This is a genomic window from Chitinophaga sp. Hz27 (assembly GCF_042263525.1).
In the GTDB taxonomy this organism is placed as follows: Bacteria; Bacteroidota; Bacteroidia; order Chitinophagales; family Chitinophagaceae; genus Chitinophaga.
Genome location: NZ_JBHKFJ010000008.1, coordinates 153,541 through 168,013, shown reverse-complemented (window position 1 = coordinate 168,013; position 14,473 = coordinate 153,541). Strand labels below are relative to the sequence as shown.

At 43.6% G+C, this 14,473-nt stretch carries 10 protein-coding genes and 1 tRNA gene; 7 read left to right on the top strand and 4 right to left on the bottom strand.

Going from position 1 to position 14,473, the window contains the following annotated elements; all coding sequences use genetic code 11:
- Positions 1 to 11: 11 nt before the first annotated feature.
- Positions 12 to 2,228, bottom strand: a complete 2,217-nt coding sequence (locus tag ACE38W_RS19875; RefSeq protein ID WP_375833690.1) for a hypothetical protein — start codon at positions 2,226 to 2,228, stop codon at positions 12 to 14.
- Positions 2,229 to 2,378: 150 nt separating this feature from the next.
- Positions 2,379 to 2,497, bottom strand: a tRNA-OTHER gene (locus tag ACE38W_RS19870).
- Between the two features lie 242 nt (positions 2,498 to 2,739).
- Between ACE38W_RS19870 and ACE38W_RS19865 the strand changes: the two genes are divergently transcribed.
- The 6 genes from ACE38W_RS19865 to ACE38W_RS19840 all read left to right on the top strand — a co-directional run bounded on the left by ACE38W_RS19865 (position 2,740) and on the right by ACE38W_RS19840 (position 10,705).
- Positions 2,740 to 3,801, top strand: coding sequence for an NAD(P)/FAD-dependent oxidoreductase (locus tag ACE38W_RS19865; RefSeq protein WP_375833687.1), 1,062 nt, complete (start codon positions 2,740 to 2,742; stop codon positions 3,799 to 3,801).
- Between the two features lie 128 nt (positions 3,802 to 3,929).
- Positions 3,930 to 5,684, top strand: coding sequence for an aspartate--tRNA ligase (gene aspS / locus ACE38W_RS19860; RefSeq protein ID WP_375833685.1), 1,755 nt, complete (start codon positions 3,930 to 3,932; stop codon positions 5,682 to 5,684).
- 281 nt (positions 5,685 to 5,965) lie between these two features.
- Positions 5,966 to 6,502, top strand: coding sequence for a glucosaminidase domain-containing protein (locus ACE38W_RS19855; protein WP_375833682.1), 537 nt, complete (start codon positions 5,966 to 5,968; stop codon positions 6,500 to 6,502).
- Between the two features lie 59 nt (positions 6,503 to 6,561).
- Positions 6,562 to 7,992: a hypothetical protein gene (locus ACE38W_RS19850; protein ID WP_375833679.1), complete on the top strand. Its 1,431-nt coding sequence runs from the start codon at positions 6,562 to 6,564 to the stop codon at positions 7,990 to 7,992.
- Positions 7,961 to 9,214 (top strand): GDSL-type esterase/lipase family protein, encoded by a 1,254-nt coding sequence (locus ACE38W_RS19845; RefSeq protein WP_375833676.1) that lies wholly within the window; start codon positions 7,961 to 7,963, stop codon positions 9,212 to 9,214. The genes ACE38W_RS19850 and ACE38W_RS19845 overlap by 32 nt, the downstream gene beginning before the upstream one ends.
- A gap of 6 nt (positions 9,215 to 9,220) precedes the next feature.
- A complete protein-coding gene (locus ACE38W_RS19840; protein WP_375833674.1) occupies positions 9,221 to 10,705 on the top strand; it encodes an MBOAT family O-acyltransferase in 1,485 nt (494 codons plus the stop codon).
- Here ACE38W_RS19840 and ACE38W_RS19835 read toward each other — a convergent pair.
- Positions 10,702 to 11,634, bottom strand: coding sequence for a helix-turn-helix transcriptional regulator (locus tag ACE38W_RS19835; RefSeq protein WP_375833671.1), 933 nt, complete (start codon positions 11,632 to 11,634; stop codon positions 10,702 to 10,704). The two genes, ACE38W_RS19840 and ACE38W_RS19835, sit on opposite strands and share 4 nt — an antisense overlap.
- Before the next feature lie 168 nt (positions 11,635 to 11,802).
- Between ACE38W_RS19835 and ACE38W_RS19830 the strand changes: the two genes are divergently transcribed.
- Positions 11,803 to 13,119 carry a porin gene (locus ACE38W_RS19830; protein WP_375833669.1) on the top strand — a complete coding sequence of 439 codons (1,317 nt, stop codon included), beginning with the start codon at positions 11,803 to 11,805 and terminating at the stop codon, positions 13,117 to 13,119.
- Positions 13,120 to 13,186: 67 nt separating this feature from the next.
- Here ACE38W_RS19830 and ACE38W_RS19825 read toward each other — a convergent pair whose 3' ends face one another.
- Positions 13,187 to 14,302, bottom strand: a complete 1,116-nt coding sequence (locus ACE38W_RS19825; protein ID WP_375833666.1) for a sensor histidine kinase — start codon at positions 14,300 to 14,302, stop codon at positions 13,187 to 13,189.
- Positions 14,303 to 14,473 lie beyond the last annotated feature (171 nt).

The window sequence follows — 14,473 nt, the reverse complement described above, 5'->3', positions numbered from 1 at the left end:
ATTCAATACCGTTAGTCTACGAATAATTGTGTGACGGCAGCACTATCTCTTGCCCATTTGATAGTATAGACTTCATCTGCCTCTGGGGTATCGGTAGTGGTCAGGTTTTGGGCTGCTGCTTTAACCTGTAACAATGCGCCAATACTCATTTTGCAGTTCAGCTTTGCCAGTAGAGCACTTACCCCAAAGGAATAAAGTTGCTGTGCTATCTGACCATCAAAGGCCATTTCCAGCCAGATGATTTCGCGCGCCACAACATCTAACACCCCGAATACCAGCCCTTTTGACAAGCTAGAGGTGATACGCACCTGGTGTTGCACGCAGGATGGATCATAAGCAACACCACTGGTCTGCGAAACGCGCATCGGATGAGCACTATCCATCCAACCTACCACCATATTTGGTGATAATGAACCGGCGGTATAAGCGTTGGTAATGAATACCACATGTCGGGCGCCTGCCTTTTGCAGTGCTTTAATATCCAGGTTGATGTATTCTGCTGTTCCGATATGGTCTGGAATATGGCGTATATCCCCGCTATGCTGGCAACCAATGGTTGTCAATCTTGAGAAAGAGCAAGTATCTATTGATGTTGGATAATAGATATTGCAGCTAAGATCCATATCCAGGTGCTGACTACGTAATCCTGTTCCCCACTGCATAAACAGTCTGACCTGATCTCCCTGCAACGGGAATTTTGTTCCCATTAGAGCAGAAGGTAAGTCTTGCACTGTTTCTGCGCGATCGCCAATTGCCAATGGTACATTGAACAAGGCAGGATCGATGTAGATAGTTTTGTTTTCAGTTGGAGAAGCAGCGAAACGCTTTTTCATCACCTGGAAACACAGGTCTGTTACAGCATCCGCCATGGCGGTGCGTTGTTCAGTGTTATGAGCGTGTAGCATTTTGTTAGCAGGAACTAACCTGTTCACGCCTCCCAAAGGTTTTACTGATCTATGCGTACCATGGAAATAGTTATCAGCATACATCTGTAAGGATAACAATAAGCGTGCAGGCACTTTATCTGCTACCAGTGCGAAGGCTTCAGTAGTGGGTTTCGCACCAAACCACAACATATTTGCAAACAGGGAACGGGCGAAAAGTCCTGGTCGCTGCTGCAATAAATAGAATGTGCTGGAAGGGTCCAGGCGTAAACGGAAATGGTTTACGCGTCCTTGCCATACTTCATATGCCTCGTTGTAGAAAGCGTCCATCAGCTTACGGAGCTGATCGAATCCAGGTCGTTTGGCGTATTCTGCGAGTCGTAATGCACGGATGAAACGTACCCACATGTTACGTTTAGGATGCATAGTTTCACACATCTTAGCCACGTCTAGGTTCATGTTATTCAGCCAGGAAGCCACCATCAAACACTCTTTTCGATTGTATTTCAAATCAAGTGAAGGTATTTTTTGTTCTTGCAGACCTGCGCCACCAAATGTTCTCCTGTTATTACGTTTCATACGATTCAATACTACCTTTGGTTCCAATAGTTGAAGATAACCGGTACGTTTATACCAGAGGTAACGCAGTATGTCGGTAGGTGAAGTCAGAAGTGGTTGTGCTTTTGCTGGGTCAACAGCTATCAGCATATCGATGACCAGCATCAACGTTTCTTTCATTCCTATGGTAACAGCAGGCAATGGAAATTCCTTTAATAATATTTTCAGACTATCTATCTGCGTTGCATCCAATGCTGTTTTGGCGGTTAACAAACTCTCCAGATATTTTTTCAAATCTGCAGATGTCCAATAAGCTAATACTTTAAGCGTATATCCTTCACCGTAATCATTCGCAGGAGCGTTGACAAATGAAGTTCCACAAATAGGGCAGCCATTATATCGATGTAATGGAAAGGTATTTGGTAAAATGGTGTGTCCGCAAGGCAGCTGTATATTTTTGCCTTTGTTTTTCGCGAACATGTTGTAATACCAGTTGTATATATGATCAGCAGCCGTTTCATTGGTTGGGGTTAACCAGTCTTTTACCAATGGGGCCCAGTTCTTATTTACGTTAGTAACGTCCATGAATACACGAAGTATGGTATCCTGGTCTTTTTCAGATAACTGGTTGATGGCTTGTAACAATTCTTCAGTAACACCAAATCCTAACTTAGCCAGATTAGCTACCAGCAATCCTTTGATGGGTACAAACAATGATGGGGCTGACGTGAATGCAGGTATATAAATGGCCTGCTGACGGATGGCTACTTTTAAGAGGTTGTTCATTTTTTTGGGTTTTAATATGAGATAATTTTGCTGCTGTTTTTCCTATAAAAATTTGAAGTAAGCAGCAATTGACCTACATAATATCTAAGTATTAATGTGGTAATTGAACTTGTTGTAATCGTAGAAGTAACAGTGTTCTTGACCACTTTGCAAAGCAGGTTGGACTCGAACCAACGACCTAAGGGTTATAAGCTTGAAGTAAATTTTAATTGACCACATGGTAATTTTAAAATTATGTTCCATTGCTCTACCAACTGAGCTACTGCTTTACCTTTCGGCGGTAATGTGAAAAGTGTTTCATTAACAGTGAAGTTGAAGTAACTTTTTCTTGACCGCTTCCGATGGTACAAAGATGGCCACCTAAGTGCGCAGTCTTTCTGCGCACTTTAAATTGGATAAAAAATTTCCAGCATTATTTTCTGAAACTATTGTCGGTATTGGGTTTGGGGAGATATTTTTTTTGTGAGATAGTAAAGTCCTTAAAACAATTATTAGTATTAATACCTTCGTAATGATGAAGCAAGTTGATTATATAATTATTGGACAAGGTATTGCAGGCACCATGTTAAGCTGGTTCCTGAAGCAACGTGGCAACAAAGTGTTGGTGATAGATGATGCAAAGTTTAACAGTGCATCGAGAGTAGCAGCAGGAATAATTAATCCGGTATCTGGAAGAAGATTTGAACCGGCATGGTTATATGACGAGATTTTTCCGTTTGCCAAATCGACATATGCCGAATTGTCTGCATTACTAAATATAAATATATTAACTGAAAGGAGATTGTGGAACGTATTTCCATCCCTTCAACTGAAAGAAGCCTTCGATGCCAAGGTCAGCAAGGGTTTAACGGATAAATACACTGCTGTTCCACAAGCGCTACAATATGAGGAGTTTTTGCAACAACCTTTCGGGGTTGCCATCATATTTGGTGCCACTGTTAATCTAAAATCTTTTTTACCAGCATACAGAAAGATGTTAGCCGCAGAAAATGCCTTACTGGATGATACTTTTGATATTAATAAGTTGATTATCAATGAATCAGATGTGACGTACTGTGGGATTTCTGCCAAAAAAATAATTTTTTGTGATGGAATGGCTACAGCCAGCAATAAATATTTTGAGAAGATCAAGTTTCTACCCAATAAAGGAGAAGTATTACTGGTACGCATTCCCGGCTTGGAAACCTCAGATATTATAAAGAAAAGTATTACGTTAGTGCCTCAGGAAGACGGTACCTTCTGGGCGGGATCTTCTTTCGTATGGGATTATGCCGATGAACAGCCAACCTGGGTGCAGCGTGACCATTTGGAGGAAAAGCTGCGGCAACTGTTGAAAGTGCCATACGACGTGACAGGCCACCTGGCTGCCGTGCGCCCTTCCGGCAACGACAGACGACCTATTATAGGGTTTAATCCGGAATATCCTGCTCTTGGTATATTTAATGGCCTCGGTACCAAAGGATGCTCATTGGCGCCCTTCATGGCGGCACATTTCAGTGATGTGCTCGCTGGAACCACCTCATTGATGCCAGAAGTGGATGTAAACAGATATTTTAACACAGGCCGGGGCTAAAATCCAGCGATCAAAACGTATATTTGCTGCCCTTGTGGGTATGGCTGAAGCGCTGGAAAAGTGGTCAATTACAGTGAACGGCTGTCCCGGTTTTCAACCATAAAACTATTAAAATCAATTTTTTACGCATGTACAGGACGCACACTTGCGGGGAGCTAAGAATGGAACAGGTAGGTCAGGAAGTAACACTGGCCGGATGGGTACAAACTGTCAGGAAATTTGGTAAAGGCATGTCTTTCGTAGATCTGCGTGACCGTTACGGTATTACCCAGCTGTTATTTGGTGAAGACCTAATAGCTCAGCTGGAAGACCAACCTCTTGGCCGTGAATATGTTATCCAGATATCTGGTACTGTTACCGAGCGTTCCAGCAAAAACCCGAATCTCCCTACAGGAGACGTGGAAATCGCAGTAAAATCGTTCAAGATCCTGAACGAATCCAAAACTCCTCCTTTCACTCTTACAGATGATACGGATGGTGGTGATGAGCTGCGCATGAAATACCGCTACCTGGACCTGCGTAGAAATGCCGTTAAACAGAACCTTGAACTGCGCTATAATGTAGGCCGTGCTGCACGTAACTACCTTCATACGCAAGGTTTTATGGATATAGAAACTCCATTCCTGATTAAATCTACACCGGAAGGAGCCCGCGATTTCGTAGTGCCTAGCCGTATGAACACCAACGAGTTCTACGCTTTGCCACAGTCTCCGCAAACCTTCAAGCAACTGCTGATGGTAAGTGGTTATGATCGCTATTATCAGATCGTTAAATGCTTCCGCGATGAGGACTTACGTGCCGATCGCCAGCCGGAGTTCACACAGATTGACTGTGAGATGAGCTTCGTTGAACAGGAAGACATTCTATATACTTTTGAAAACATGGTGAAGTATATCTTCAAAGAAATCAAAGGTATAGATCTGAATTATGCATTCCCTCGTATGACCTGGGATGATGCAATGGAATATTATGGTAACGATAAACCAGATATCCGTTTCGAAATGAAACTGGCTACGCTGAACGATACCGTTAAAAATAAAGGCTTTAAGGTATTTGATGACGCTGAACTGGTGGTAGCGATCGCTGCTAAAGGTTGTGCCGAATATACCCGTAAGCAATTGGATGAGCTGACCGATTGGGTAAAACGCCCACAAATTGGTATGAGCGGACTCATCTATGTTAAATATGGTGCAGATGGCAGCCTGAAAAGTTCAGTAGATAAGTTCTTCAATGAAGAGGAGCTGAAAAAATGGGTGGAAGTTACCAAGGCTGAGCCTGGTGATCTGATCCTGGTACTGGCTGGTAAAGAAAGCCGCACTCGTCAGGCAATGAGTACTTTGCGCCTGGAAATGGGTGAACGTCTCGGACTGAGAGATAAGAATGTGTTTAAGCCACTTTGGGTGATCGATTTCCCATTATTTGAATATGCGGAAGAAGAAAACCGTTGGGTAGCACGTCACCATCCGTTCACTTCACCCAAACCTGAACAGATTGCCCTGATGGATGATATGTCTCAGTACGCTAAGATTAAGGCCAATGCTTACGATATCGTACTGAACGGTACGGAAATCGGCGGCGGTTCTATCCGTATCTTCCAACGCGACCTGCAGGAGAAAATGTTTGCTGCATTGGGTATGACTAAGGAAGAGGCTGATCATAAATTCGGCTTCCTGCTGGGAGCTTTTGAATATGGAGCGCCACCACATGGAGGTATTGCCTTCGGATTTGATCGCTTGTGCTCGCTTTTGGGTGGCAGTGAAAGTATCCGTGATTTTATCGCATTCCCTAAGAATAATTCAGGTCGTGATGTGATGCTAGATGCGCCATCAGCCATCGATCAGCACCAGCTGGACGAGCTTCGGATCAGCCTGATAAAGGAATAACCGGCATAGTATTTGCAACTTACCGGCTTTCAAACTTGAAAAATCCCCTTTGATATAGTTTATTCGAACTGCATCAAAGGGGATTACTGCAAATAATGGTACAATATTTTTAACAAGAAATTAACGGAGAAACTTTAGAGGACTTTAGAGAAGAGAGAACGTATTATTTAATTTTTTAAAGTAATATTGCGATGTGTGATCATCGTTGATATGTGAGGTATGAAATGATGCTGAAAACAAACAAGAAATCATCACCTGTAACAACCACTAACACTAAGCTTATGGGAATTAAGAAATTCTACAAGAGCAAAGCAGGAGCCTGGATATGTGCGGTGTTATTATTGCTAATGCTCAGCAATGTTGGGTTTGCGCAACAGTCCACAGACAATTATTTAAAGAAATTTAAGCCTGTTTCTATTGAATTAATGCAGGAAACAGGGATACCTGCCAGCGTAATTCTTGGAATTGCAATGCTGGAATCAGGTACAGGTACAAGTAAAAGTGCTAAATTGCTGCATAATCATTTTGGCATTGTTGGTAAAAACAACCTGTCTCAGACTAATCCGGGACATAGGTCAGTTTACAAACAGTACCTGTCAGATGTGGCATCTTATGAGCATTTCGTTCAACTCCTGACCCAGAAAAAATGGTTCGGGCAGATGAAAGGTAACACAGAGTATAGCACGTGGTTAAAGAAAATGAATCATAGCGGATACTCTACTGCAGGCCAGGAATGGATCAGACGTGTGACATCTATTATTAATCGTTACAAACTTTACAAGCTGGACGCAGCCATGGATGTGGCAAGAGGATCCTGACGCGGATGCCACTTGCTGCCAGGATGTAGTCGAGAGTATGCTAACCGTTCATGAATATTATGCCTGGCAAGAATAAGGCAGCCTATCCATTTTTAATTATCGCAGGATCATTGGCTTGCTTAGTGGCTTTATCCCAGCTGAACTACAGCTTTTCATTTAAGGATTTTCAATTCAGAAAACTGGATATGTTGTCCGATATCAGGACTTCTACAGTTGAAGATAAAAACAGGCCTGCCCTAGCCGGTAACTCCGGAGATGGCAGGCCTGCTGCTGCAACAGATTCTGTCGTGAAAGTAAAAGACAGTACTGGCACAGTAACAACGTTACCCAACCCGGATGCCCACCACGACTTCATGTCATATACCGGTATTATGCAGTACGCTGCATCTCAATACGGTGAAAATGGTGCTGGTATGCACGCTTTCCTGCAGGCCCTCGCCGAATTGAAAGCAGGTAAACGTAAAAAAGTACGTATCGCCTATTTCGGCGATTCTATGATCGAAGGTGACCTTATCACAGGTGACCTGAGAGACAGTCTCCAACTATTCTTTGGCGGACAAGGTGTAGGCTTCGTTCCTATCACCTCCGTAGTGGCATCGTTCAGAACAACGATCACACATACTTTCTCCAAAGACTGGACAGACTACAGTTATAAAAAAGATCCTCCGGCAAATATAAACCTGGGCTTATCAGGACACACTTTTGTGCCTTCGTCCAGCAGCTGGGCCAAGTATTCTCCAGTGAAAAAACCACGCCTCGATAAATTCGATGAAGTGGCTGTCCTCTACGGACCCGCTGGAAATACCGGCATCACCGTTAACGATAAAGCATATACGCTTTCCGGTAACGCAACCGTAAACAGATTAGACCTGCGCCTCGACTCAGGTCAGCAAGGCATGACCATCAAATATGCCAGCGGCGCACAAAGTTCTTTATATGGCGTGTGCTTCGAGAGTGATAATGGTATCTATGTCGACAACTATTCTTTCAGAGGAATCAGCGGTGTTGAATTAGGACATCTTTCCGCTGATATGGTCAAAAAAATGCAGGAAGAACGTCCGTACGATCTAGTAGTACTTCATTATGGCGCCAATGTACTTTGGAAGCCTGAACTGACAGACTACAGCTGGTACGAACGCCCAATGACTAAAGTAATGGATGCCCTCCGTAACGACTTCCCAGGAACCTCGTTCCTTATCATCGGCACCGCCGATAAGTCTTACAGAAAAGGAGATCATTACGTTACTGCTCCCGGAGTAGAAGCGCTGTTATCTGTGCAACACGAGCTGGCGGCACAACATGGAACCGCCTACTGGAACTTGTATGCAGCAATGGGTGGTGAAGGATCAATGGTGAAGTGGGTAGAAAGTGAAAACCCTGGTGCAAACAAGGATTACACACATTTTAACAGACTGGGAGCGTCTAAAGTAGCGGCGCTACTGTATAAAGCTATTATGAATGAGTACAGTCAGACAAACAATATTCAGTAGTATCGCCCTGGTGATGCTGCTCGTCGGTGGCAAAGCCGGTGCGCAGACTTCATTCAACGGTGATAATGCGATCCTGCAGGATACGGCCTTACATCGCTTTTTCAAATTATTACAGCATGCTGATACCAGCGTAGTATCCGTGCTGCACCTGGGCGACTCCCATGTGCAGGCTGGCTACTTCCCGCAAACCAATGGCGGAATGATGCAACAACAATTTGGAAATGCAGGAAGAGGATTCGTATTCCCGTACAATCTTGCAGGTACCAATGGCCCCGAAGACTACCGCTGGAGCAGTCCCGTAAAATGGAACAGCGAAAGAGTAGTAGACCGTTATAAATCACCGGTACTGGGCCCTGGAGCTATTGTTATCAACACTAATACAAATTCTCCTTCATTAAGCTTTTTAGGCAGACAGGATTCTTTCATTGAGAACTCCTTTATCGAAGCCGACTTATTCTACGACCCAGGAAATGACTCTTCAGAGATTGTCTCCAATGGGGCTGATATTGTTGTCACCCCAATGCCCTTCACTGGTTCTCCAACCATTCAAAGAGCAGCACTCTCGTTCCAGGACTTACAACAAACATTCGCTGTAAAATTTGACAATACCGCTAAAGGGCCATTCCGTTTTTATGGAGCTTACCTCCGTAATGGCGAACATGGTGTAATTTATTCCAGCGTGGGTATTAATGGCGCCATGTACCAGCATTACAATGATTTTAGTAATATCCTGCTGGCACAAATGTCGGTCATCAAACCACAACTGGTGATCATCTCCCTGGGAACTAATGAAGCCTATGGCAGATTTGATGCCCTGACTTTCAGAAATGAAATAGACAAAACTGTTACCCTGCTCAGGGAACAGAATCCCAACGTATGTATTCTCCTGACCACACCTCCCGATTGTATGCGTGTAACCCACAGCACCTATCGTAAAAAGGTAAAAGGCAAATGGAGAAAATATTCCAAAACCTCTGTCACTCCCAACCCGTATATCGCTATGGCATCCGCACAAATCGAGGGCTATGCCCGCGAACACGGACTTGCATGCTGGAATTTCAATGCTGTAAATAAAGTGCAACGTGCACGCTTCAGTCAACTCTGGGCCCCGGACCACGTGCATTTCAGTGTGAAAGGATACCAACTACAAGGACAGCTGCTCAACGAAGCTATACAGGGAGCGTATAGAAAATATCTGGCTGAAACAAAGAAAACATACTAACATCCAATGATTGACATCAACAAGCTGTTGAATCTACTGCGTTATGACCCGAATGATCCGGTGCTGTTCAATAGCGCTTTCTTCTTCTATTTCTTTGCCGTTTTCCTCCTGTGTTACCTCGCTGTACACCGAAGCAAAGTAGGACGAGTATGGGTATATACGCTCTTCTCCTTATTTTTCTTCTATAAAGCCTGTGGCTACTATGTAGGCCTGGTAATACTCTCGGCCATCGTAGACTTTAATCTCTCGAAGGCCATACATCGATCGAAGGATAAATCTTTCAGGAAAACACTGCTGATATTCAGTATCGTCCTTAACCTAGGACTACTGTTCTATTTCAAATACACCAACTTCTTCATAGGGATCATCAATGATATGACCGCCGGCCATATCCCTTTACTGAAGCTGATATTACCAATCGGTATTTCCTTCTATACCTTCGAAAATCTTAGCTATACCATCGACGTTTACAGAGATGAAATCGAGCCAGTGGATAATTTCATGGACTATCTCTTCTTCCTCTCTTTCTTCCCTAAACTGATGATGGGACCTATCGTTCGTGCTGCTGATTTTATCCCGCAGATATCTAAGCCATATTTTATAGAATCCAACGACATTGGCAAAGGGATGTATTTGATTATCAGTGGATTATTTAAGAAGATAGTCATCTCAGATTTTATCTACCAAAACTTTGTACAATACATATTTGATGACCCAAGTAAACACACTGGATTAGAGTGTCTCCTCGGCGTATATGGATATGCGTTAGTAATATACTGTGACTTCTCCGGTTATTCGGATATGGCATTGGGTATTGCTCGCTGGACAGGTTTCAAGATTCCGCCAAACTTCGATTCTCCTTATCAAAGTAGCTCTATCACTGAATTCTGGCGCCGCTGGCATATTTCTTTGTCGAGCTGGCTGCGCGACTACCTATATATTCCATTAGGTGGTAACCGTAAAGGGAAGGTGCGTCAGTACATCAACCTGGGCTTGACCATGTTGATAGGTGGCTTCTGGCATGGTGCCAGTTGGAACTTTATCTTCTGGGGCGGTATGCACGGAAGTATGCTGGCTATTGATAAAGTAAGGATAGATTATCTCCGCAAAAAGCAAATCAAATTTGGTGGCTGGTCAGGCAACCTGCTGAAAGTACTTGGCGTGCTGTTTACCTTCCACTTTGTATGTTTCTGTTGGATTTTCTTTAAAGCATCTACCTTCCATGATGCATGGTCGCTGATACATCAGATAGCATACGACTTCCAGCCAGAGATATGGCCTGAACTGTATACCGGTTATACCGCTGTGTTCTGGGTAATGATATTAGGCTTTATCCTGCATTTCATGCCGGCTAAAGCAGAGCTTTCCCTGGAAGGACTTTATGCACGTATCCCGGTAGCGGGCAGCGTTGCGATAATGGTAGCCTTTATCTGGCTGCTGGTGCAGGTTAAGAGTACGCAGCCAATGATACCAATCTACTTCCAGTTCTAACAACCATACCTCTTTTCGCAAGGAATAAATACTTCACAGGTATTTCTTCCGGTAAGAGAAATAAAGAATTGGTTGCTGGTCATCTTAAAGTATCCGACACGGCAACTATGATTAATGAAATTATACATGGGCAAGCCGGCTTCGGCGAAGCCCATGTTTACTTTCAGATGTTTGTAACTATTACCTGCAATATCTTTTGTATGCAGTGTACAAGCGTATAACCCCATAAATTGCATCTGACGATGCACCTTCTCATAGCCAGGGCCGTTTGGCACCAGCAATCCCACATACATCATCATCCTATGATAAAGCGTTACTGGTACAGCATCTAAAGTTCCTGTGATGATTTTGGCATCTTGCAGAAATACTGTTGATTTGATGATGCTGAACTCTTGTATGAAATGCTCCATAAAGGTTACCATGTTCCTGATAGGATCATTCTGGCTCGGAAGCAACACATAGTACAGTGTAGATGATGGTAGATTGATCTCCTCCGTATTATCCATACAGAATATATCAGACATCATCTCATCTTCAGCAGATGTGATAATCTTTGTACGGTATAATGTTTCGTCCTCATTGACCAGACAAGGCCTGTCGCGGTAAGCGGTAGGAGAAAAGTGTAAGTCTTGGGAAAAGGCTTTACTAAGTGCAGCTGAGTTAGTATATCCACATAAATCAGCGATTTGTGAGATGGAGAATGATGAGTGTCGGAGTAAACCACCTGCATTTTCAAGTTTCCTTCTTCTGGTAAATTGCTTAAATGACTCCTGTTTTAAATCTTCAAAGCGGCGTCCTAATGTTTGGGCGTCAACAGAGAGCTGGGCAGCAACATCTGTAACAGATAGGTCCTGTGACATGTTATTGTCAGTGATAGCAATTGCTTTCTCTACCAGCCCCCTCCAGTGATGTAGGGTACTTTCTTTCATGTCAAAATATTTCTAAGAAGAAGTTCCGGTAAATGGGAGACTTTATACTTAATGCCAGCTGTTGTTTTAGATGATTAACAAGTGATTAACTAAAACAAGTGAGCAATTCAGGATTGTTATTTGTTCTGTCGATTCCATACTTTTGCGCCCAAATTCATCAATCTCGCCATGCGTACAGCCAAAATCTTTTTGCTGTCGTGTGTACTGTTATGCTCTTCCATCGTTACACATGCGCAGTTTCTCATGGATATGATCGATACTACCTCCGAACTCGGGAAAGGTATGTTGTCCATGTATCATAAATACGATGCCCTACGTTTCAGTGGCTATATTCAGCCACAGTTCCAGGCCATTTCACAACGAGGTGCTAAAAGCTATGCTGGCGGCGACTTCCTACCACAAGTAGACAATCGCTGGACCTTACGCCGTGGGCGTATCCGCGTAGACTATGAGCGCTACAATAAGCAGGATATGCCAGTAGTTCAGTTTGCGTTCCAGTTCGACGGAACGGAAAGGGGAGTATTTATCCGCGACTTCTATGGCCGCTTCTTCGAAACAAAGTTTAATGTACTTAGTCTGGCTACCGGTATGTTTGCGCGGCCATTCGGTTATGAGGTCAACCTGTCTTCTGCCGACCGTGAAACACCAGAAAGAGGGCGTATGTCTCAGATACTGATGAAAACGGAGCGTGACCTGGGTGGTATGGTTTCTTTTGAACCACGAAGAAAAGACCACCCGCTGTATTTCCTGAAGATCGATGCCGGATTGTTTAATGGACAAGGATTGACAGGGCCCAGCGACTTTGATAGTCATAAAGACTTTATCGGCAGGATTGGGTTTAAGCCTATATTTCTGAATAAAAGAAAATGGTTGTTATCTGGCGGAGCCTCTGTATTGTACGGTGGCATGCAGCAATTTACTAACGTTATTTATAAGATGGACGGCGCCGCATTTAAGGTTGATTCGGCTGTTACAAATGCTGGTGAAATTGCCCCACGTCACTATTATGGAGCAGATATGCAGCTGAAAATTCCTAATGGTCCTAACAAAGGGTGGACGCAATTCCGCGCGGAGTATATCCGTGGAAAGCAGACAGCTACGCAATTTTCCGCTGAAACACCTGGAATCATCCCGTTAGATGCCGCAGGGAAATATGCACCGTTATACATTCGCAATTTTGACGGTGCCTACTTGTATTTCATTCAAAATCTCGGAAGCCTGAAACACCAGGTGGTGGTACGTTACGATTGGTATGATCCTAACAAGGATGTAAAAGGTACACAGGTCGGAGCACCAGGTTCGGGTACAACGGAAGCGGATATACGCTATAATACACTAGGGGTGGGATATCTGTATTACGCCGATGAACATTTGAAATTCACGGTGTATTACGACTGGGTAAAGAATGAATCTACTTTATTACCTAACTATACTAAAGATGTCAGGGATAATGTGCTGACTTGTCGCGTTCAGTACAGGTTCTAGGATATTTACGCACAAAAAAGGACGGCCTAAGCATTGCTTAGGCCGTCCTTTTTTTATTTTAGGAGGATTAGAATTCTCCTCTGCCAGATCCCAAAGTGAAGCCGAAAGTGCTACCAATCTCAGGTTTACTTCTTACAGTGATCGACTGATCATGCGCTTCCACGATATGTTTAACAATTGCCAATCCAAGGCCGGTACCACCGATATCACGGCTACGGGCGCGGTCTGTACGATAGAAACGTTCAAATACACGTGGCAGGTGTTCTTCCGCCATACCGATACCATCATCCGAGATTTCTATCAATACGCGTTTGCCATCCATGTTGTAGATGCTGGCGATGGTGTGCCCATCCTGTTTACCATATTTGATAGAGTTATCAACAAGGTTGATCAGTACCTGACGGATCTTTTCTTTATCGGCGAGTACATGTATTGGTTGTTCACAGCCTTTCTTGATGCTGAATTTGATGCCTTTGGTATTGGCTTTCAATGACAGCGTATCGAATACATCTTTCAACAAGTCTTGTATTACAAAATCTTCTGTATTGACAGTCATCTCACCGCTTTCCAGTTTGGAGATTTCGTCCAGATCGTCCAGGAGACGGCAAAGACGATCGATGTTTTTGGTAGCGTTTTTCAGAAAAAGCCTATTGACACCCGGATCTTCCAGGGCGCCATCCAGCAGGGTGTGGATATAACCCTGCACCGCGAAGATGGGCGTTTTCAGCTCATGAGAGAGGTTCAGCAGGAATTCCTTCCTGAACTCTTCATTTCTTTTCAGGTTTTCCAGTTCTTCTTTTTTCTGACTGGCCCATTTCTCTACGTCTTCGCTTACCTCTTCAATAGTTTTTAAAGGAAGAATATTCTTGTTAAAGAATTCTTCTCTTTTAGAAGCTTTTGTTTGGTAGATGAACTTATAGATCAGTTTTATTTTCCTGTAGATAAAGTTCTGCAATGTATACAGGTACAGATAGTAAGATACCAGGAAAGTGAGCAGGAACGCGCCTGCAGCGATTTTCCAGTCATTGCTGACCACCAGGCCACCTAGCGCTATTACTATCGAAACAACTAGTGCTGTGAATCCCGCCAATTTTTGCGGGGAAAGGTTCTTCGTTTTAAACATACTCCAAAGTGAGTAATTATTGTAATAGTGGGAAATTACATTAAATTTCTTTCTTGCCATAAAATTGTCTGGTATAGCGTGGTTTCAGCTGTCGATTATTGTTTTTTCTTCCGAGGATTTCGTTGCCTATGGCAAAGAAAAAACCTCGGGGAATTCCATCCCGCCTCAGGCGGAGTGGAATTCCCCGGCAAAAAAATGAAATATCTGAAAGGGAACAGCTGCGTAAAGCAG

Excerpts from the sequence above, each read along its gene's own strand:
- ACE38W_RS19865 (WP_375833687.1), top strand. The coding sequence starts at position 2,740 with ATGATGAAGCAAGTTGATTATATAATTATTGGACAAGGTATTGCAGGC.
- ACE38W_RS19875 (WP_375833690.1), bottom strand. The coding sequence starts at position 2,228 with ATGAACAACCTCTTAAAAGTAGCCATCCGTCAGCAGGCCATTTATATA.
- ACE38W_RS19830 (WP_375833669.1), top strand. The coding sequence starts at position 11,803 with ATGCGTACAGCCAAAATCTTTTTGCTGTCGTGTGTACTGTTATGCTCT.
- ACE38W_RS19850 (WP_375833679.1), top strand. The coding sequence starts at position 6,562 with ATGCCTGGCAAGAATAAGGCAGCCTATCCATTTTTAATTATCGCAGGA.
- ACE38W_RS19845 (WP_375833676.1), top strand. The coding sequence starts at position 7,961 with ATGAGTACAGTCAGACAAACAATATTCAGTAGTATCGCCCTGGTGATG.
- aspS (WP_375833685.1), top strand. The coding sequence starts at position 3,930 with ATGTACAGGACGCACACTTGCGGGGAGCTAAGAATGGAACAGGTAGGT.
- ACE38W_RS19855 (WP_375833682.1), top strand. The coding sequence starts at position 5,966 with ATGGGAATTAAGAAATTCTACAAGAGCAAAGCAGGAGCCTGGATATGT.
- ACE38W_RS19825 (WP_375833666.1), bottom strand. The coding sequence starts at position 14,302 with ATGGCAAGAAAGAAATTTAATGTAATTTCCCACTATTACAATAATTAC.
- ACE38W_RS19835 (WP_375833671.1), bottom strand. The coding sequence starts at position 11,634 with ATGAAAGAAAGTACCCTACATCACTGGAGGGGGCTGGTAGAGAAAGCA.
- ACE38W_RS19840 (WP_375833674.1), top strand. The coding sequence starts at position 9,221 with ATGATTGACATCAACAAGCTGTTGAATCTACTGCGTTATGACCCGAAT.